Here is a 20,552-nt window from a genome sequence, read left to right as displayed (position 1 = left end):
AATTGATATGTACCAATTACATAACCCAGCACAAGATGTAAAAACACCAGTTTTGTTCTTTACAGGTAAAGGCGGCGTAGGAAAAACTTCCGTAGCATGTGCAACGGCGGTTTCTCTAGCAGATCAAGGTAAAAAAGTACTTCTAGTCAGTACAGATCCAGCATCTAATTTACAGGATGTATTCGGGGTTGAACTATCTAACAATCCGATTGAAATTCCTGGAGTGGAAAACTTAAATGCTTGCAACATTGACCCGGAAGAGGCTGCAATTGCCTATCGAGAGAAAACGGTTGGGCCATATCGGGGAAAACTTCCGGAATCTGTGGTGAACCAAATGGAAGAACAACTTTCTGGTGCTTGTACGGTAGAAATTGCGGCGTTTGATGAATTCTCCCATTTACTTGCTGATGAATCGATCTTAAAACAATTTGATCATGTGTTGTTTGACACAGCCCCAACTGGTCATACATTAAGACTTTTGTCGCTCCCAACTGCCTGGAGTGGATTTTTAGAAGAAAGTACACATGGTGCATCTTGTTTGGGACCCCTTTCAGGTCTTGGAGATAAGAAGGATATGTACGGAAAAGCAGTTCAGGCTCTCTCTGACTCCGAAAAAACAACGCTTATGTTAGTTGCAAGACCAGAGGAATCCACTCTCTTTGAGGCAAATCGGGCATCTTCGGAATTGAGAGAAGTTGGAATCCAAAATCAAATGCTGATCATTAATGGACTTCTTCAGTCACATGATTCAAATGATGAAGTCGCAATTGCGTTTTACGAAAGTCAGCAAGATGCGTTAAGTCAAATACCAGAAGAGTTAAAGCCAATAAACACATTATCACTACCATATGTCCCTTATTCGCTTACAGGTATTGATAGCCTACGTCAACTGGTTAGCGATCACCCATTTGTTGACAGAGGAAATAACAATGAAGACATTGAATTGAATCAATTAGCCTATTTACAGGACGTTATAGATGATTTCTCGGATAGAAATACAAGAGTAATTTTTACAATGGGTAAAGGCGGTGTTGGAAAAACATCCGTTGCCACTAACATTGCTGTCGGACTTTCGGAAAAGGGACATAAGGTTCATCTGACGACTACTGATCCAGCATCACATCTCGATTACATGTTTAAAAATAGTGATGTAGAAGAAAATTTATCAATTAGCAGTATTGACCCGGAAATTGAAGTTGAAAATTACAAGAAAGAAGTCATTTCAGCCGCAGGGGAATTAGGAGAAAGCGAATTAGCATATTTAAAAGAAGACCTGGAATCACCATGCACAGATGAAATTGCAGTATTCCGTGCCTTTGCAGATGTCGTAGCAAGGTCAGAAAACGAAATTATTGTCATTGATACAGCACCAACTGGTCATACATTGCTATTACTCGATTCATCAGAAGCCTATCATAAAGAGATGAGTCGCTCGACAGGAAGTACGCCAGAAAGCGTGAAGGCATTATTGCCTCGTCTTCGTAATCCAGAAGAAACCGAAGTTGTAATTGTAACGTTAGCAGAAGCTACGCCTGTATTTGAATCAACCCGTTTACAAGAAGATCTTAGACGTGCTCAAATCGCACCAAAATGGTGGGTAATTAATCGCAGTTTGTCGGCAGCAGGAACAGATGACAAAGTCTTAAAGGTAAGGGCTTCTAGCGAAAAACAATGGATTAACAAAGTAGAAAATGAATTGGCTGAACGATGCGCAATTATTCCGTGGACAAAGGAAGCTAACCTAAACAATGACAGTAAGATTACTCAATCATAAGTTTTCACTAAATTAATTGGAGGAATTTTAAAATGATTATAACTGAGAAGGCAAAACAAAATTTACAAACGATTTTCACAGAAAAAGGTGGCGAAGGAATTCGCTTTTACTCTATGGGTGCAGGTTGTTGTGGACCGCAGTTAGGAATATCTCTGGATGCACCAGAGGAGAGCGACATCATTGAAGAAATCAATGGAATAAAAGTAGCTATTGATAAAGATGTAAAGGATACATTAGAAGAATTAACACTAGACAATGATGATACTCCAAATGGCTCACAATTTGTTCTATTGGGAATGGATCAATGCTGCTAGTAGAATGATATAATTATAAAAATTAAACATGCAACCAACTAGATACCTGTGGAGGAAATATTACATGAAAATAATAATCATTGGCTCAGTTGCAGCTGGTACTTCTGTTGCTGCGAAAGCTCGCAGAAACGATGAAAATGCGGAGATAACTTTATATAATGCAGACTACGATATCTCCTACTCAATATGTGGAATCCCTTATTTCTTAGGAGGCGAAGTTGATGAGTTAGAATCATTGACACCAAGAAGTGCTGCGTGGTTCAAAAAGCGTTATAACGTTGATATTTTTACTCGCCATGAGGTAACAACGATTGATTCGGAAAATAAAAAAGTAACGGTTAAAAACCTTGATACATATGAAATCAAGGAAGACAGTTATGATACGTTAGTATTTGCAACAGGGGCAACACCAATAACACCAAACATTACTGGCGCAGATAAAGAACATGTCTTTCAGGTACGTACTATTCAAAATACAGCAAATATCGATTCCTTTATGAGGGCGAATAACCCAAAAAAGATTACCATAATAGGTGCCGGTTTTATTGGACTCGAAGTTGCTGAGCAACTAAAGCATAAAGGATTGGAAGTTACCATCATCCAAAGAAGTGACCAAATCATGCCACACTTGGATAAGGATATGGCAAGAAGAGTTGAGGAACATGTAAGAAGTAATGGCGTGAATCTGCTGTTAAATGAAGAAGCCAGTACAATTTCAGAAAGTGTTGTCGAAACAAAATCAGGGAAAACGATTGAATCGGATATGGTCATCTTAGCAACTGGTGTACGTCCAAATACAAAATTGGCGCAAGAAATGGGTATTGAATTAGGAGCATCTGGTGCTGTTAAAGTCAATAACAAGATGCAAACGAATCTACCTGATGTGTATGCAGTAGGCGACGTTGCAGAAAGCTTCTCCGTTATCACTGGAGAACCAATTTATCGTCCATTAGGTTCCACAGCAAACAAAATGGGTCGTATTGCCGGAGATGTTATCACTGGTGGTGATTTAGAGCACCGTGGAATCCTCGGTACTGGAATCTTGAGAGTGTTTGACCTTGCTGTAGGTTATACCGGATTTAGTGAGAAAGAAGCATTGTCAAAAGGATTTGATGTGGAAATTCTCCATAATATTAAACCATCAAGGGCAGATTATCTTGGAGGAAAAGAAATCGTAATTAAGGCAATTGCAGACAGAAAGACAAGCCGAGTTCTTGGTGTTCAAATAGTGGGTGTAGATGGTGTTGATAAGCGAATTGATGTATTTGTAACAGCGATATCATTTGGAGCTAAAGCAGAAGATTTGTTTCATTTAGATTTAGCGTATGCCCCTCCATTCAGTACGACAAAAGATCCAGTTATGTATACAGGCATGGCTTTGCAGAATGCAATTGATAAGAAAAACAAGCTAATTACACCACAGGAATTAACAGACCGGATTGAGAGTGGTGAACAATTACAAATTATTGATACGAGAGCAACCAAGCAATTTGATGTTTCTAACGTAACTGGAGCAATTAATATCCCTCTTGCCAACTTACGATCTGAAGCTAAAAACTTAAATCATGACATTCCAACTGTTACTTACTGTAATAGTGGAGTAACGGGTAACGCAGCTCAGAATGTATTAAGAAATATGGGGTTTAAAGAAGTATTTAATCTTTCTGGTGGAAACAAGAATTACCAAAGTTTTAGTAAACAGTAATGAAGAAAGAGCTATTCATTGAATTGAATAGCTCTTTCTTCAATCTGTGCTTCAACTAATGTGCACGACGACAATTTCTGTTGTGAGCGCATACAGGAATTAATCAAAGAGCCTTTATTGTTCACAAACGTATCAGTACTTCGTAGTTAAGAATACAAGGTAACTATTAGACTTTCATTTGAAATGAAATTTATTAACATCGTTAAGCTTTTAGGAATAACCTGTATTAGTTAAATATTTGTAATTAATTTATTCTTTACAAATATCTATTGACTAAAATGAATTTTAGACATATAATACTTAACAAATCATATCATATTACTTGTATTTAGATTCTTATTCAGAGAGGTGGAGGTAAGGGCCCTAGAAACCTCGGCAACAGGTTAGTTTTAATACTGTGCCTAAATCCTTCAGTTGTATGACCTGATAGATAAGAAGAGTGCTAATGTTAGCCATCATAGGGCAAGGAGAGTAGCAAACCCTCTTCTAAAGAAAATAGAACCATGAATTATTTTGGCAGATACGAAAGTATATAACTTTTCTATTTGAAGAAGTGCAACTAAGGTATTCGCTAAAACCTAATAGCGAGCGCTAAGTTTTCTAATCTAGGCTGATTCCTTAGATTTAAAGTCTCAAAAAATGTGGAGGAATGAAGGATGGATAACTATTCGGTTACCTACAATGAATTTACTGGTGACCCTTATAAAGACTGGATTCCTACAGACAAAACAAAGGGAGCTTCAACAATCCTCAAGTGGGCATACGAAACTTACGGTGAGAAAATCGTCTATGCTTGCAGTTTCGGTGCGGAAGGTGTTGTATTGGTTGACTTAATCTCTAAAGTGCAAAAGGATGCTGAAATTGTATTTCTAGATACAGATCTGCATTTTCAGGAAACGTATGATTTAATCGACAAGGCGAAAGAAAAATATCCGGATTTGCGTATTCAGTTGAAGAAACCGGACTTGACTTTGGAAGAGCAGGCTAAAGAACATGGTTCAGCATTGTGGAAACGAAAGCCTGACCAATGTTGCTTTATCCGAAAAATCAAACCTCTTGAAGATGCCTTAAGCGGTGCACCTGCTTGGATTTCCGGTCTTCGGAGAGAACAATCACCATCAAGAAGGAAAACTGATTTTGTGAATAAAGATGACCGGTTTAAATCTGTTAAAGTTTGCCCGTTAATCCATTGGACCTGGGATGATGTATGGGAATATATCAAAGTAAATAATCTACCGTATAATGAATTGCATGATAATGGATATCCAAGTATTGGCTGTATACCATGTACATCGCAAGTAACAGATTCACAAGATTCACGTGCAGGAAGATGGTCAGGGATGAATAAAACAGAATGTGGTCTTCATACAACGGGGAATTCCTCCAATTAGATTATTTTGCTAAATTTTTTTTAAACTTAAAACCGAGTAAACAACTTTGGATAGGATACTTTGTACCAGGCTAGTTATTATAAAAAAAGTATGAGGGGTGAGGAGCTTTGCAGTTAACTGTAATGAATAGTCCTTTTAATCAGGAGCAAACAGAAAATCTTAATGTCCTTCTATCAACAATTACAGAAGCACAAAAAAATTGGCTTGGCGGATATTTGGCCGCTATACAAATAACAGATCCACCAAATAATGGTTCTGCTACTCCAGGAGGTGCAGCCATAGCACCTCCACCTGTCGTTCCAGTCGCTACCAGAGAAGTGACCGTGCTCTATGGATCTGAAACAGGTACCGGGCAAAGACTTGCTGAGGAAATAAATTGCAAGTTAGAAGAGAAAAATATAAAGGTGAAACTATCAGCTTTAGATGATTTTAAAACAAAGGATCTAAAGAAAGTTGAAGATCTGCTAATTATATCTGCTACCCATGGAGAAGGGGAGCCACCAGAAAACGCTATTTCTTTCTATGAATTTCTTCATAGCAGAAAAGCACCTAAATTGAAGGGTCTTCGCTTTTCCGTACTATCTTTAGGCGATGAGTCCTACGAGTACTTTTGCCAGACAGGTAAGGATTTTGATAAACGTCTGGAAGAATTGGGAGGAGAAAGACTGCATCCGAGAGTCGATTGTGACTTGGATTTTGATGAACCCGCAGCTGAGTGGATGGAAGGCGTCCTAAGTATATTAAATGAGGCAGAAGCGGTTGAATCAGGGTTAGCAGTGCAAGAAGCAGCTGGAACAATTGTGCAAGAACAACAAGTATTTACAAGAACGAATCCATTTATGGCTGAAGTCTTAGATAATCTTAATTTGAATGGGCGAGGATCAAAGAAAGAAAACCGTCATCTTGAGTTGTCACTAGAAGGATCTAATCTGGCATTTGAACCAGGGGATAGTCTAGGAATTTCACCTCAAAATGACCCAGAACTTGTAGACCAGATTATTAAGCAAATGAATTGGGACGCTGATGAAACCGTTCAAGTTAATAAACAAGGAGAAATCCGGTCACTTCGAGAAGCATTGCTTTCTAACTTTGAGATTACTAGACTTACGAAGCCATTACTAGAGAAAGCTGCAAAGCTCTTTAATAATGAACAGTTTGATATACTTGTGAAGGCGGGACAGGAAGAGGCGCTTAAGGCTTATCTTGATGGAAGGGATTTACTTGATTTAGTTAAGGATTATCCGCCAAGAGAATTGTCACCAAGTGAATGTATTCAAATTCTAAGGAAAATACCGGCTCGACTGTATTCCATAGCGAGCAGTTATAAGGCAAACCCGGATGAAGTTCAACTTACGATTGGAACGGTTAGATATCATACACATGGGCGTGATCGAGCTGGTGTTTGTTCCGAGCAGATTGCCAAACGAATCGAGCCGGGAGAACTTTTACCAGTGTATATTCACCCGAACCCTAATTTCAAATTTCCTTTCAATGCTGAAACACCTGTCATTATGATTGGTCCTGGTACTGGGGTAGCACCGTATCGTTCTTATTTAGAAGAACTCGAAGAAGAGGATGTTAAAGGTAAAACATGGTTATTCTTTGGTGACCAGCACTTTGATACAGACTTTCTTTATCAGACAGAATGGCAAAGATGGCTAAAAGATGGGGTGCTTACGAAGATGGATGTGGCATTTTCCCGTGATACTGATCAGAAGGTGTATGTACAGCATCGCATGTTGGAGAAACGTAGGGAATTATATCAATGGCTGAATGAAGGTGCACATGTTTATGTATGTGGGGACGAAAAACATATGGCAAATGACGTTCACCAAACATTAGCAACTATTCTCGAGCAAGAGGGCGGTTTAAGCCACGAAGAAGCAGAGGAATATTTACGTGAAATGCGTAAACAGAAACGTTACCAGCGTGATGTCTATTAATGATCGGCAAGGTATGGAGAGGAGAATAAAGCAATGAGTGAAAATAAAGTTCCAGAACAAAATGGACCACTAGTTGAGTTGGAAAAGATTAAAGAGGATAGTAATTTTCTAAGAGGAACGATTGTAGAAGGGCTTGAGGACCCAATTACTGGTGCCATTTCCGATGATGATAATAAATTATTAAAATTTCATGGAAGCTACCAGCAAGATGATAGGGATATACGGGATGAACGGAGACGTCAGAAGCTTGAGCCAGCATATCAATTTATGATCCGCGTACGAACGCCAGGCGGAGTGACGACACCAGACCAGTGGTTAACAATGGATGATCTTGCACATAAATATGGCAATGAAACGATGAAACTTACAACGAGACAGACATTCCAATTACACGGAATTTTGAAACGGAATCTGAAGAAAACGATGCAGGGAATGAATGAGGCGCTGATGACTACGATTGCAGCCTGTGGGGATATCAATAGGAATGTTATGTGTAATGTGAACCCGGAGCAATCAGCAGTCCATTCTGAAGTTTATGAATGGTCGAAGAAGGTCAGTGACCATCTATTACCAGAGACGAATGCATATCATGAAATCTGGCTGGATGATGAAAAAGTAATCGATAGCCGCGGAACAGTGGAAACGGAGCCGATTTACGGATCAACCTATCTACCACGGAAGTTTAAAATAGGAATTGCAGTACCACCATCTAATGATATCGATGTTTTTTCACAGGACTTAGGTTTTATCGCGATTCTGGAAGATGGACAGCTCAAAGGATTTAATGTAGCGGTCGGTGGCGGTATGGGAATGACACATGGTGATACGAAAACATATCCACAAGTTTCCCGTGTGATTGGATTCTGTACCCCAGAAAAATTAACGGAAGTTGCAGAAAAGGTTGTCACCATTCAGCGCGACTTTGGGAACCGTACGGACCGAAAGAATGCTCGTTTCAAGTATACAATTGACGCAAGAGGGGTCGATTGGTTCAAAAATGAACTGAATGAAAGATTGGAATGGAATCTAGATGAGCCTCGTACTTATCATTTCGAATCAAATGGGGATCGTTATGGTTGGTTAAAAGGAGATGACAAATGGCATTTGACACTATTTATCCAAAACGGCCGGATTAAAGACTTTGATGATTATCCACTCCGTACAGGTTTGCGAGAAATTGCTAGGGTACATACGGGAGATTTCCGAATCACTCCGAATCAGAATTTAATTATCGCGAATGTAACTAGCAAAAATAAGAAACAAATCATCGAATTAGTCGAAAAATATAAGCTTACAGAAGGAAAACATTATTCAGGACTACGCAGAAATTCGATGGCATGTGTTGCCTTTCCTACTTGTGGGCTGGCTATGGCTGAATCTGAACGATATCTTCCGTCTTTATTGGATAAAATTGAAGTCATTCTTGATGAGGCAGGCATTAGTGAGGAAGAGATCACCATTCGTATGTCCGGTTGCCCTAATGGATGTTCCCGTCCAAGTCTTGCAGAAATAGCCTTTATTGGCAAAGCCCCGGGGAAATACAATATGTATCTTGGTGGAGGTTTCAATGGAAGCCGCTTGAACAAACTTTATCGGGAGAATATAGGTGAGGAAGAGATTCTGAACTCCCTTCGTCCAATCATTTTCCAGTATGCAAAGGAACGGGAGCAAGGGGAACATTTCGGTGATTATGTTATTCGTGCCGGTTATGTTGAAGAAGTACTTTCTGGACTTGATTTTCACACAACTTCAACTACATCAAAATAGAATAAAGGGATAGACAGAAAGGAAGTGAAATAATGGGAAAGGTTTACTTAGTTGGTGCAGGTCCTGGTGACCCGGACTTAATTACCATTAAAGGGCTAAAAGCAATTCAGAAATCAGATGTTATTTTATATGACCGGTTAGTTAACGAAGAATTACTAGGTTACGCTTCAGACAAAGCGGAATTAATATACTGTGGAAAGAGTCCTGACCATCATTCGCTTACACAGGATAAGATCAATGACCTCCTTTGTAAATTTGCGAACGAGGGAAAGATTGTTACTCGGTTAAAAGGCGGAGACCCGTTTATTTTTGGCAGAGGTGGAGAGGAAGCTGAATTACTTAAGGAAAATGGCATCAGCTATGAAATTGTCCCTGGAATCACTTCCGGTTCTGCAGCTCCCGCCTATGCAGGCATACCGTTAACGCATCGGGATTATAGTTCATCGGTATCTTTCGTATCTGGTGTCAGTAAAAGTGGTGAATCCTATGAAAAGTACTGGGAAAACCTTGCGCAAGGATCTGATACACTTTGCATTTATATGGGAGTACGAAATCTACCAGGTATTTGTGAACGACTTATTCGGTACGGTCGCAAACCCACTACCCCAATAGCTTTGATACATTGGGGAACGACTGAGAATCAACAGACGGTAACTGGAACATTGGAGGATATTTTAGATAAATCGCATACTTTCAAGAATCCGTCGATGATTATTATCGGTGAGGTAGTTAGGCTTAGAAATCAAATTAAGTGGTTTGAAAATGATTCTCTAGAAAAAGAGTTCGGTGCTGAAGCAATCTTAGGATGAATGGGAGGGAAGACAGGTGCAAGGAATTCTATATGTTAGTCATGGGAGCCGTATAAAGGAAGCAACAAACGAAGCGGTCGAATTTATCACATCTGTAAAGAAACTAGTCAATATTCCCCTTCAGGAGAGTTGTTTTCTGGAGCTTGCCGAGCCAAATGTCACAGAGGGTATTGATAATCTGGTAAAGCAAGGAGCTTCCAGAATATCCATTGTACCTGTCCTGCTTTTAAGTGCTGGACACTACTTCAAAGATATTCCTGAAGTAGTGAACCAGTCAAAGGAAAAGTATCCTGAAATTACTTTCACTTATGGTCAGCCACTAGGGGTTCAAGACCAGTTTACAACAATTTTAGCAGAACGTATAGAAGAGACGAATGTTCCAGTCAAAGCGGATGCGAAAATACTGCTTGTTGGCCGTGGCAGTCGTAATCCACAAACAAAGATAGATATAAAAAATATAGCTAATAAATTACAGGGGCAAACGAATATTCAAGTAGATATTTGTTTTCTAGCCGCCTGTGAACCTTCTTTTGAGCAGGGAATTCAATCTTCTTTAAGTGAAGAGCATTCACAAATATTTATTGTTCCTTATCTTTGGTTTACAGGGGTGCTTATGGACTTTTTAGAAACGAAAGTAAGTGATTTATTTGAGGCGGATAAGGAATTTGTACTATGTCGCCAACTTGGTGACCATCCTGCAATGAAAAATGCACTGAAAGAAAGAGTTTATGAATCTATTAAATAACACTATGTAGTAGAGTTTTCCACAAGTAAAGGGATGTTAAAGACATGACAGCAATACCTCTTATGATTGAATTACGTGAAAAAAATGTTGTTATTGTTGGAGGTGGCCATGTAGCTGAAAGGAGAATCGAGACTCTTTTGGGGAGCGGTGCTTCTCTAACCGTTATCAGCCTAGTGATTGAAAAAGGCATTCGCTCTCATTGGGAAAAAGGAAGATTGAATTGGAAGCAAAAATCCTTTGAATCAAATGATGTGGTGGATGCCTTTTTGATCATCGTTGCTACGAATGATCCAATTGTAAATGACTCTGTTATCGAGGCAGCGCCAACGAATTCTCTTATAAATGCTGCGGCAGAAGCTGACAAGGGAGATGTGGAATTCCCATCCTTTTTCAGACGTGGAAAGTTGGCCATCAGTATATCAACTAGTGGAGCAAGTCCACAACTTTCAGCCAAATTAAATAGAGAGCTTCAAGCTGTATATAGTGAAACTTATGAAGATTATTTGGATTTTTTGTATGAAAGCCGACAACTTATCAAACATTCTTTATTTAGTAAATTACAACAAAAATTATTATTAAAAGAACTTCTATCCGAGAGTTTTCTAGATAAAGATAAACAAATGAAAGCAATCAAATGGTTTGAGAGAGTATCTAGAGAATGAGTTAGAGAGATAATTATTTATATGGAGGTTTTAATGATGTCAGTGACAAAACAGAAGGAAATCGAAACAATTCTGCCACATGGTGGTGAGCTTATAAATAGGGAATTACATGGTAAACAGAAAGCATCCTACCTGGATCAAATAGATTCACTACAATCGCTTAAGCTGGACGCCTGGAGCTTGTCTGACTTGGAGTTGATTGCGATAGGTGGTTTTAGTCCGTTAACCGGATTTATGGGGCAGGCAGACTACAATCGTGTTATTGAGGATACGCGTTTGGAAAATGGGACAATTTGGAGTATTCCCATTACCCTTCCAGTAACTGAGGAGCAAGCAGCTACATTTGAAATCGGGCAGACGATAGCGCTAATTGGGGAAGATGACGTTTATTATGGTGTACTTGAATTGGAGGAAAAGTATACATCTGACAAAGAGAAAGAAGCGCGTCTTGTCTATGGTACAACAGATAATGCCCATCCTGGTGTGAAAAAAGTTTATGAAAGAGGAGAAGTATATCTTGCCGGACCAATTTATTTATTAAACCGACCAAGTCATGGTAATTTTGAAGATTTTTACTTTGATCCGTCTGAAACAAGAAAGCTATTTGCTGATCTAGGTTGGAAAACGATAGTTGGCTTTCAAACGCGTAATCCTGTTCACCGTGCACATGAGTATATTCAGAAAACAGCATTGGAGTCTGTAGACGGATTATTGTTGAATCCATTAGTAGGTGAAACAAAGTCAGATGATATATCAGCAGAAATAAGAATGGAAAGCTATCAAGTTATTCTGAAAAACTATTATCCTGTAAATCGTACGCGACTTGTCATTTACCCTGCAGCAATGCGCTATGCCGGTCCGAAAGAAGCAATTCTGCATGCAATTGTCCGTAAGAATTATGGATGCACACATTTCATTGTCGGAAGGGACCATGCAGGTGTAGGTGATTACTATGGCACATACGAAGCACAGGAATTGATATCCGAATTTGAGAAAGAACTAGGTATTCAAATATTCAAATTTGAACATGCGTTCTATTGCAGAAAATGCGAGAACATGGGTACGGAAAAAACATGCCCACATGGTAAAGAATCCCATGTTCATCTTAGTGGGACGAAGGTACGTGAAAAGCTTCGGAATGGAGAGGAGCTCCCTAAAGAGTTTTCCCGTCCGGAAGTTGCAGCAGTGCTTATTAAAGGAATGCAGCAAAATTAATGTAAGATGTCGTTCAAAAAGGAGGATAGAAGGGACAATGGAAATCAGATATGTCATTTTAACCGGTCTTTTTGAACAACCTATTAAGGGTGTTTCTCCATGTCAGTCGAAATAGTTTTTGTTCTTGTCATGGTGATAGCCATGTTTGGCGCACTCCTTTTTGAAATTGCCAGTCCTGCTTTTATTGTTTCATTGGTGCTAGTTATATTTCTAATCACTGGAATACTCAGCCCAAAGGAAGCACTAAGTGGATTTTCCAATGAAGGCATGCTCACCGTTGCTCTTCTTTTTATTGTAGCAGGAGCTGTACAGAAAACCGGCATTATTGAAAATATATTGAAATCGTGGCTTGATCGGAGTAATACATTACTCGGTTCGATGGTCCGCTTTTTTATCCCTATCTCTTTACTATCCGGATTTTTGAATAATACTCCAATCGTTGTAACCGTCACACCAATGCTGAAGAAATGGTGTGAAGTGAGGGGGATTGCGCCTTCCAAGTTTTTAATTCCGCTCTCTTATGCAACAATTCTTGGTGGAACGATTACAGTTATAGGGACATCAACAAATTTAGTCGTCCATGGTATGTTGGTTGATTATGGCTATCGGGGTTTTTCTCTATTCGAACTTGCTATTGTTGGTATACCGATAACCATTGTAGGTCTTCTCTATATTTTCACGATTGGACATAAATTACTACCTGAGCATAAAGGGTTTCAGCAACAGGTGAAAGAGGATTCCAAGGAATACATTGCAGAGTTAATTGTTGAAGCATTCTTTCCATATCTTAATAAAAGTGTGAAAAAGGCTGGTTTAAGAGAACTAAAAGGTCTCTATTTAGTTGAAATTATCCGCGGAAAAGAACGGATATCACCCGTAAGATCAACTACCATTATACAAAAAGACGACCGATTGATTTTTACAGGGTTAATATCCACAATCACAGATGTGCAAATGACGAAAGGGTTGACATTAAGGACAGGAACGGATCTTGAAATTGATGAATTGAAAAATGGCAATACAGAGATTGTGGAAGCTGTTATATCCCATCAATCCAATTTGCAATCCAAGTCGATCAAACAATCACAATTCCGGTCTAGATATGATGCTGGCGTAATTGCAGTCCACCGTAAAAACGAACGAATTGCAAGCAAAGTTGGTGACATTGTATTAAAGCCTGGAGATTCGTTATTGTTGCTGGCTGGTAAAGATTTTGTGGAAAAGTATAATCAATCCAATGATTTCTATGTTCTTACTCCCTTGGACACACCAGAATCACTAAAGCGGAATCCTGTAAAAGAAAAGCTTACGATTATTATATTTATTAGTATGATTTTACTGGTCACATTTGGTCTGCTAAGCATGTTAAAGGGCATGGCATTGGCTGTGATACTGGTATTTTTAACTAAAATCATCACTGCAGAAGAAGCGAAGAGATATATTCATTTTGATGTATTGCTTTTAATTGCCAGTTCCTTCGGTATCGGAATGGCAATGACAAAAACAGGTTTGGCAGGGAGGATTGCTGAGGGGTTATTAACTATTGGCAAGCCACTGGGATTATTTGCAATACTACTAGCAATCTATCTAATAACAAATATTTTTACAGAATTAATTACAAATAGTGCTGCCGCTATATTAATGATTCCAATCGGATTGGAAATGGCGGCGAGTCTGCAAATCGATCCAATGGGTATTGCTGTTTTAATTGCAATTGCTTCCTCAGCGAGTTTCATTACACCAATAGGATACCAAACAAATCTTATTGTCTATGGTCCAGGTGGCTATAAGTTTACTGATTATATAAAAATAGGAACACCACTTAGTCTAATTGTAATGGCAATGACCGTTACTATTGTCTACTACTGGTGGTTTTAGGAGGAGCAAAATGAGTGAATCTACAAACATCGTATGGCACGAATCTACAGTAACAAAAGAAGAAAGAGCAAACCTGAATCATCATAAAAGTGCGGTTTTATGGTTTACAGGTTTATCTGGTTCGGGTAAATCCACTTTATCTGTAGCATTGGAGAAAGAACTTCATGCTATTGGAGTCCATACGTATCGTCTAGATGGAGATAATGTACGCCATGGTTTGAACAAAAATTTAGGTTTTAGCCCGGAAGATCGTACAGAAAATATTCGTCGTATCGGGGAAGTTGCAAATTTGATGGTTGATGCTGGTCTACTAACGCTGACAGCATTTATTTCACCTTATCGAGAAGACCGAGATAAGGTGCGTGAGTTGCTTGATAAGGATGAATTCCTAGAAATTTACGTCAAATGCAGTCTGGAAGCATGTGAAGATCGTGACCCTAAAGGTTTATACAAAAAAGCCCGTGCAGGTGAAATTAAAAGTTTTACCGGGATTGATGCACCATATGAGGAGCCTGATAATCCAGAACTTATCGTTGATACGGAGAATCAGTCGTTGGAAGAATCGGTTCAGGTTATTGTGAAGTATTTGAAAGAGAAAGGATATATTTCATAAACGTTGAATATCGTAAACTTTGGGACTGCAGATACTCGTCCTATCGAAAAGAACTGGGACTCCGCACTGCTCGTCCCAGAGATGTTGCTTTAACTTCGCAGTTTTCTGCTAGTTGATTTCTATCAGTATGTAAGAACTTCGGCGACCGCTCTGGGAAATATACTTCGCGCATCCTAAGGCGGCTGGTGAGCCTTTCCTCCCGCTAGTCTTCGTGAATTTCCCAGAGCTGGTAAGAAGTGGCTTGTAATCGCTCAAAAAGCATCATATAACTTCGCCAGTCCGGTTGAGCGGAGGGCGGTGACTCCTACGGGAACAGCACGTGTCCGAAGCCCCGAAGAGTGGTTTTCTCTTCGGGGCTGAGGCCGTGCCCTAAGGATGCGCATCCGCCCAGAGCGATCCCGGACGGTAGCGATAGCGCATGTAGTTGGATGTCAGCTAGCAGTTACTTCACAGCAGTTTATCTCGACTAAGAGACAGGTAACAATTCTATACAAAAACGCCTTAATAAATGAAGTGATTATCTCTCTAAATTTAGTAATTTACTTATTACAAGGTGTAAAAGGCTAGAAATACAGCTTCATGGTCAATCACAAAAAGAAGTTCAAACCATATATGGTTTGAACTTTTTACTTTATATAGCCAAAAACATTCGAGATATCCTCCTGCATCTTTACTAAATAAACACTAAGCGGATCATTGATTGACTTAGGAATACCATCTGTAAAGCCGACTACAGTAATTATTCCTGCGAGTTCATTCGTGTATGAGAGAATAGGAATGGATGCAGAAGAAATTTGAGAAATTAACGGCTCCATTGCAAATGCTATTTTTTCAACTTCTATTTGTTGAAATTCTTTACTTTCTGCTGTTAATAAAGGATCCGACTGCATAGCATTTAGCATATCGCTGCTGGAAAACACATTAAATATTTTCCCGGATGATGAATTTTGCGGGAGAACAGATCCCATTTGGGCGCCAATGTTTAATATCCCATCAGCATTCTTTATTTTAGCAATCACAGGTCCATTTTGTGTAACAACAGAAAAGAGGACAGAACAATTACTATGCTGGCTGATTGTATGTAAATAGGGTGTTATAAGTGCGATTGTATCCTGGTTGCCAATCGCAGCCATCCCATATTGTATCAGCTTATTACCAAGATGATATAGTCCTGTCGCTTGTTCACGAATGACCAATTCCAGTTTAGTAAGCGTATTCATATATTTGTATAAGTTACTCTTGGTTATTTGTGTTTTTTCCTGAATTTCTGAGAATCGCATTGGATGCTTGGACTCTACAAGTACATCAATAATAGTAATTCCCGTTTGTAGTGATTGAATCGTGTCTCTACTCTTTTTTGTTTCCATAATATTCTCCTCTAAAATTAACTAATAAGTTTTGGAAATATATAGTTCCCACTTTTTACATCTACACAGAGTATAGATTAATAAATTAGTAAATTCAAATAGTATTTTATAATTAAACTTTTTATATAATTTTAAGATTGACAGTAATTAATATTCTGATATATAATATAATTATGCAAAGAGAGAACACGTTATAACATTGGTGGAATAAAAGGCATTTCAATTTACTTATATGAAAATGTCTTTTATTTATAAAATGAATGAATGCGTTTCCAGTATTCATTACATTAAAAGTGTTCTAAAATTTCACATACAAAGGAGAAAACAATGAAATTAATTACTTTTACCACAGCAGGTCATTCTCGTATCGGAGCTTTAATTGAAGGGGAAAAGGTTGTTGATCTAAATTATGCTTACCAGGCTAAACTCGAGAGCGAGGGAAAATACCGTTATAAAGAAATCGCTGAAGCATATGTCCCAGCTGAAATGGAAGCGTTTTTAGAAGGTGGACAGGAAAGCATTGCAATTGCAAATACTGCTGTAGATTATGCGCTTTCTATCGGTGGTACTTTCAAACATCAGCTATTATATAACAAATCGGAAGTGAAAGTGGAAGCACCGGTTACAAATCCCAAAAAGATGATTTGTGTAGGTCACAACTATCGCGAACATATCCTTGAAATGGGACGTGATCTTCCTGCTAACCCGGTAGTGTTTGCCAAGTATGCCAATACGATTATAGGACCGGAGGATGATATTCCATTCTACCCTATATCGGAGCAATTGGATTATGAAGCGGAGTTTACTTTTGTCGTTGGAAAACAAGCACGAAATGTTTCGGAAGAGGATGCACTGGATTATGTAGCAGGATATACGATAACGAATGATGTTACATATCGTGATATTCAACGACGTACCCTTCAATGGATGCAGGGGAAATCAGTAGATGGCAGTGCACCAATGGGTCCATGGATTCTTACATCAGATGAATTAACAGATCCATCAGGCCTTGATATTGTTTTAACGGTTAATGGAGAGGAAAGACAACGTTCGAATACTTCTAATCTCGTATTTACCGTGCAAAAGCTCGTTTCATTTCTATCCAATTTAATGACATTAGAGCCAGGTGATGTCATTCTTACAGGTACCCCGGGTGGTGTTGGTGTTGCGATGGATCCACCTGGATTCTTGAAAGATGGCGATGTTGTAAAAATTGAAGTCGACAAAGTGGGCGTTCTTGAAAACCGCGTTACATTACAGAAGGAGGAGAATTAATATGGCAGAACCAAAAGTTCAAGGTTATATTCAATCAATTAACACTTCTTTTGATAATATTTTAAAAGTAACAGAAGACCTTTCTGAAAAAGTAATTCGCTGGAATCCTACGGAAGAAGAATGGTCCATCCTGCAAATTCTTTCGCATTTAACGGAAGCAACACCATATTGGCTGACAGAAGTTGAACGTGTTCTAGAAAAACCAGGCTCTGAATGGGGACGTGGCTTGCAACATCAAGAACGTTTGGAAGCAGTAGAAAGTCCTGATCAATTAAATTTAGATGAAGTACTTGCAAATATAAAGGGATTGAAAGAACAAGTAACGGAAAGATTATCTAAAGTTAGTGATTCTCAGTTAACAGAAGAGAACCCACATCGCAACTTTGCGAAATTTGGTAATAAACCAGTTTCATTTATTATTGAACATTTTATCGATGAGCATACTGTGAAACATCTAGGCCAGATCGAAAGAAATCTCAGTAAATTAAGTGGTACAACAAAATAAGTGAATAATTAGTAGTAAGAGAGTTTACAAACTCTCTTACTACTAAAATAAAAAGGGGATGTATGTAATGGCAGAAATGAATGAATTTATGAGTAGTAATGTTGTTAAAGATTTTACGAAAGATATTCAACAATACAACCTTGGACCACTTTGGGAAGCAATTCCAGAAGTGATGAACCACACTCCTAAACCACAAGCAATACCATACCTTTGGAGTTCGGAATTAATTGAAAAGAAATTGATGGAAGCTGCAGAAATATTTACACCTGAACGCGGTGGGGAACGTCGTGCAATTTACTTCCAAAATCCAGGTTTAACTTACCGCAAGCCTTGGGGTTGGGTATCAACAACACAATCGCTTTACGCTGCTGTTCAACTGCTTTTGCCAGGTGAAGAAGCACCATCACATCGTCATACACAAAGTGCTCTCCGTTTTATTACAGATGGTGACGGTGCATATACGATTGTAGAAGGTGAACGCGTTTACATGCAGGAAGGTGACTTTCTAATCACACCGAAAAATCTCTGGCATGGACATGGCCATCCTGGTGATAAACCAATGATTTGGATGGATGCGCTTGATATTCCCACCATTTATGGAATCGGTGGCACATTCTTTGAACCATATGAAGAAGGCTTACAACAACCAAATGTTCCGGATAATTTCTCAGAACTCCGTTATAGCGGTGGAATGGTTCGTCCGGTAGGCGATGATAAATTTTCCGTCGCACCATTAGCAAACTACAAGTGGAGTCGTACAGAGGATGCGATTAAGGGATTAATGAACTTTGATCCAGATTCAATTAATGGTTTTGCAATTGAATATATAAATCCGACAACAGGTAAATCTGCTAATCCAACGATGGGAACGCGGATGCAATTTCTGCCTAAGGATTTCCATACAAAGGCAATTCGTCATACTCATTCAACCATTTACCATGCGTTTAAAGGCTCTGGTTACACCGTTATTAATGGAGTGCGTTTTGACTGGAAGAAAGGGGATTACTTTGTTATACCTAACTGGGCTTGGTATGAGCACTTCCCAGCAGAAGATTCTTACCTATTCTCTGTAAATGATATTCCAATCATGGAACGTTTCGAATTAGAAAAGGAAGAAAAAATGGAATCCAATAATGGTTACCAAAAAGTGACTGGTGAATTTAAAGCAGATTTTAGATAAGCAACATTTTGATAGATAACAAGAAAAGTATTAGTGGGGTAATTTAAATTAGAAAGCGATTACAAATTACCCCTCGCTAATATAAAATTTACTTAATGGGAGGAATTATAAATGACAAACAGTAATGAAAATACATATCTCGTTGTTGGTGGTGGTATTGGTGGTTTAGCAACAGTACTTAGCCTTGCAAATTCAGGAAGACGTGTCAAGGTACTTGAGCAAGCACCAGAATTCGGTGAAGTTGGGGCAGGAATCCAACTTGCAGCAAATGCAACAAATGTGCTGCAGCATCTAGGTGTTATGGACAAAATCAGTGAAATTGCTGTTTTTCCAAAACGACTCGTATTAATGGATGCTTACACAGGTAATGAATTGGCTGCATTAGACATTGGTGAGACATATAGAGAAAGATATGGTGCACCATATGTTGTATTGCACCGTTCAGATCTTCAACGCATTTTGCTGGAAGCTTGTGAAGAACACCCTAATGTTGACCTTTATACAAATCAAAAGATCGTGGAAACAGTACAAGATGACGACACAGTGACGGCAACTTCTGCAAATGGTGAAGTGCATACAGGTAAGGCGCTTATCGGTGCTGATGGCTTATGGTCAACAACACGCCAATTATTTAGCGATGACCAACCAGAATGTTCTGAGTATGTTGCATATCGCGGAGCTATTCCTATTGAAGAAGTTACAAATATAGGAAATCTTGATGATGTTTACATGTGGATTGGACCAAACTTGCACGTTGTTCAATACCCAGTAAGAAAAGGTGAGTTATACAACCAAGTTGTCGTATTTAAAAGTTCGCAATATAAAAAGGAAATTGAGAAAACAGATGAGTGGGGTACACCTGAAGAAATGGATGAAGTATTTGCAAAGACTTGTGATAAAGTTCAAACAGCTATATCATACATCTCACGTCAAAAGAGATGGCCAATGTATGATCGTAAACCGATTGATAATTGGACAGATGGCCGTATTACATTAACGGGTGATGCAGCACATCCAATGCTTCAATATTTAGCACAGGGAGCTTGTCAAGCTTTAGAAGACGCTCCATACTTAGCAAATATGTTGGACAAACATAATGATGATGTAGAAAAAGCATTTCGTGCGTTTCAAGAAGAAAGATTGCCACGTACAGCAGATGTACAAACAAGTGCAAGACAGTGGGGAGAAATTATTCATGCAGTAGATGACACTTCCATCCTATTACGAAATACGGTTTTAGCAAATCATACAGTGAACGATTTCCAATTTATTGACAAATATCATGGTTATAAGAAGTTAACAAATAAAGTTGAAGCATAATTAATAAAAGGACAATAAAGAGGGGAGACTAACTCTTTATTGTTTTTTGAAATTAAACACATTTGAAAATTTGCATCACGAAGAAAGGG

At 38.8% G+C, this 20,552-nt stretch carries 17 protein-coding genes and 1 riboswitch; of the genes, 16 read left to right on the top strand and 1 reads right to left on the bottom strand.

Going from position 1 to position 20,552, the window contains the following annotated elements; translation table 11 throughout:
* Positions 1-7: 7 nt before the first annotated feature.
* From arsA to cysC, 12 genes are all read left to right on the top strand, one after another.
* Positions 8-1,774, top strand: coding sequence for an arsenical pump-driving ATPase (gene arsA, locus BV906_RS09005; protein ID WP_087973189.1), 1,767 nt, complete (start codon positions 8-10; stop codon positions 1,772-1,774).
* A gap of 32 nt (positions 1,775-1,806) precedes the next feature.
* Positions 1,807-2,088, top strand: a complete 282-nt coding sequence (locus BV906_RS09000) for a HesB/IscA family protein (RefSeq protein WP_087973187.1) — start codon at positions 1,807-1,809, stop codon at positions 2,086-2,088.
* Between the two features lie 64 nt (positions 2,089-2,152).
* Entirely contained in the window at positions 2,153-3,793 is a 1,641-nt protein-coding gene (locus BV906_RS08995; protein WP_087973186.1) for an FAD-dependent oxidoreductase, read from the top strand.
* A gap of 333 nt (positions 3,794-4,126) precedes the next feature.
* Positions 4,127-4,230: riboswitch (SAM riboswitch) on the top strand.
* 219 nt (positions 4,231-4,449) lie between these two features.
* Positions 4,450-5,184 carry a phosphoadenylyl-sulfate reductase gene (locus tag BV906_RS08990; protein WP_087973185.1) on the top strand — a complete coding sequence of 245 codons (735 nt, stop codon included), beginning with the start codon at positions 4,450-4,452 and terminating at the stop codon, positions 5,182-5,184.
* A gap of 107 nt (positions 5,185-5,291) precedes the next feature.
* Entirely contained in the window at positions 5,292-7,127 is a 1,836-nt protein-coding gene (locus BV906_RS08985) for an assimilatory sulfite reductase (NADPH) flavoprotein subunit (protein ID WP_087973184.1), read from the top strand.
* A gap of 33 nt (positions 7,128-7,160) precedes the next feature.
* Positions 7,161-8,894: an assimilatory sulfite reductase (NADPH) hemoprotein subunit gene (cysI, locus tag BV906_RS08980; protein ID WP_087973183.1), complete on the top strand. Its 1,734-nt coding sequence runs from the start codon at positions 7,161-7,163 to the stop codon at positions 8,892-8,894.
* A 32-nt stretch (positions 8,895-8,926) separates the two neighbouring features.
* The gene (cobA, locus tag BV906_RS08975) at positions 8,927-9,703 is read left to right on the top strand and encodes a uroporphyrinogen-III C-methyltransferase (RefSeq protein ID WP_087973181.1); all 777 of its coding nucleotides are present in this window, start codon (positions 8,927-8,929) and stop codon (positions 9,701-9,703) included.
* 16 nt (positions 9,704-9,719) lie between these two features.
* Complete coding sequence (locus tag BV906_RS08970; protein WP_087973180.1) at positions 9,720-10,448, top strand: sirohydrochlorin chelatase; 729 nt, start codon at positions 9,720-9,722, stop codon at positions 10,446-10,448.
* A 44-nt stretch (positions 10,449-10,492) separates the two neighbouring features.
* On the top strand, positions 10,493-11,110 hold the full coding sequence (locus tag BV906_RS08965) for an NAD(P)-binding protein (protein WP_087973178.1): 618 nt from the start codon (positions 10,493-10,495) through the stop codon (positions 11,108-11,110).
* 36 nt (positions 11,111-11,146) lie between these two features.
* Entirely contained in the window at positions 11,147-12,325 is a 1,179-nt protein-coding gene (gene sat, locus BV906_RS08960) for a sulfate adenylyltransferase (protein WP_087973176.1), read from the top strand.
* 99 nt (positions 12,326-12,424) lie between these two features.
* Positions 12,425-14,203: an SLC13 family permease gene (locus BV906_RS08955; protein WP_087973174.1), complete on the top strand. Its 1,779-nt coding sequence runs from the start codon at positions 12,425-12,427 to the stop codon at positions 14,201-14,203.
* Between the two features lie 10 nt (positions 14,204-14,213).
* Complete coding sequence (cysC, locus tag BV906_RS08950) at positions 14,214-14,816, top strand: adenylyl-sulfate kinase (protein ID WP_087973173.1); 603 nt, start codon at positions 14,214-14,216, stop codon at positions 14,814-14,816.
* A 626-nt stretch (positions 14,817-15,442) separates the two neighbouring features.
* Here the strand turns inward: cysC and BV906_RS08945 are convergent.
* The gene (locus BV906_RS08945) at positions 15,443-16,183 is read right to left on the bottom strand and encodes an IclR family transcriptional regulator (protein WP_087973172.1); all 741 of its coding nucleotides are present in this window, start codon (positions 16,181-16,183) and stop codon (positions 15,443-15,445) included.
* A gap of 327 nt (positions 16,184-16,510) precedes the next feature.
* Between BV906_RS08945 and BV906_RS08940 the strand changes: the two genes are divergently transcribed.
* From BV906_RS08940 to BV906_RS08925, 4 genes are all read left to right on the top strand, one after another.
* A complete protein-coding gene (locus tag BV906_RS08940; protein ID WP_087973170.1) occupies positions 16,511-17,458 on the top strand; it encodes a fumarylacetoacetate hydrolase family protein in 948 nt (315 codons plus the stop codon).
* Position 17,459: 1 nt separating this feature from the next.
* Positions 17,460-17,963 (top strand): DinB family protein, encoded by a 504-nt coding sequence (locus BV906_RS08935; RefSeq protein WP_087973169.1) that lies wholly within the window; start codon positions 17,460-17,462, stop codon positions 17,961-17,963.
* A gap of 67 nt (positions 17,964-18,030) precedes the next feature.
* Positions 18,031-19,143: a cupin domain-containing protein gene (locus tag BV906_RS08930; RefSeq protein ID WP_087973168.1), complete on the top strand. Its 1,113-nt coding sequence runs from the start codon at positions 18,031-18,033 to the stop codon at positions 19,141-19,143.
* A 111-nt stretch (positions 19,144-19,254) separates the two neighbouring features.
* The gene (locus BV906_RS08925) at positions 19,255-20,463 is read left to right on the top strand and encodes an FAD-dependent monooxygenase (RefSeq protein ID WP_087973167.1); all 1,209 of its coding nucleotides are present in this window, start codon (positions 19,255-19,257) and stop codon (positions 20,461-20,463) included.
* The last annotated feature ends 89 nt before the right edge of the window (positions 20,464-20,552 follow it).

The organism is Oceanobacillus rekensis, from assembly GCF_002153375.1.
Lineage (GTDB): Bacteria > Bacillota > Bacilli > Bacillales > Amphibacillaceae > Oceanobacillus > Oceanobacillus rekensis.
The sequence above is the reverse complement of the archived record's forward strand: the minus strand, read 5'-3'. Positions and strand labels throughout refer to the sequence as shown.

What these genes read in the sequence shown, in the direction of transcription:
- BV906_RS08955 (WP_087973174.1), top strand. Translation starts at nt 12,425, where the DNA reads ATGTCAGTCGAAATAGTTTTTGTTCTTGTCATGGTGATAGCCATGTTT.
- BV906_RS08965 (WP_087973178.1), top strand. Translation starts at nt 10,493, where the DNA reads ATGACAGCAATACCTCTTATGATTGAATTACGTGAAAAAAATGTTGTT.
- BV906_RS08945 (WP_087973172.1), bottom strand. Translation starts at nt 16,183, where the DNA reads ATGGAAACAAAAAAGAGTAGAGACACGATTCAATCACTACAAACGGGA.
- sat (WP_087973176.1), top strand. Translation starts at nt 11,147, where the DNA reads ATGTCAGTGACAAAACAGAAGGAAATCGAAACAATTCTGCCACATGGT.
- cysI (WP_087973183.1), top strand. Translation starts at nt 7,161, where the DNA reads ATGAGTGAAAATAAAGTTCCAGAACAAAATGGACCACTAGTTGAGTTG.
- BV906_RS08930 (WP_087973168.1), top strand. Translation starts at nt 18,031, where the DNA reads ATGGCAGAAATGAATGAATTTATGAGTAGTAATGTTGTTAAAGATTTT.
- cobA (WP_087973181.1), top strand. Translation starts at nt 8,927, where the DNA reads ATGGGAAAGGTTTACTTAGTTGGTGCAGGTCCTGGTGACCCGGACTTA.
- BV906_RS08990 (WP_087973185.1), top strand. Translation starts at nt 4,450, where the DNA reads ATGGATAACTATTCGGTTACCTACAATGAATTTACTGGTGACCCTTAT.
- BV906_RS09000 (WP_087973187.1), top strand. Translation starts at nt 1,807, where the DNA reads ATGATTATAACTGAGAAGGCAAAACAAAATTTACAAACGATTTTCACA.
- cysC (WP_087973173.1), top strand. Translation starts at nt 14,214, where the DNA reads ATGAGTGAATCTACAAACATCGTATGGCACGAATCTACAGTAACAAAA.
- BV906_RS08935 (WP_087973169.1), top strand. Translation starts at nt 17,460, where the DNA reads ATGGCAGAACCAAAAGTTCAAGGTTATATTCAATCAATTAACACTTCT.
- BV906_RS08925 (WP_087973167.1), top strand. Translation starts at nt 19,255, where the DNA reads ATGACAAACAGTAATGAAAATACATATCTCGTTGTTGGTGGTGGTATT.
- BV906_RS08995 (WP_087973186.1), top strand. Translation starts at nt 2,153, where the DNA reads ATGAAAATAATAATCATTGGCTCAGTTGCAGCTGGTACTTCTGTTGCT.
- arsA (WP_087973189.1), top strand. Translation starts at nt 8, where the DNA reads ATGTACCAATTACATAACCCAGCACAAGATGTAAAAACACCAGTTTTG.
- BV906_RS08940 (WP_087973170.1), top strand. Translation starts at nt 16,511, where the DNA reads ATGAAATTAATTACTTTTACCACAGCAGGTCATTCTCGTATCGGAGCT.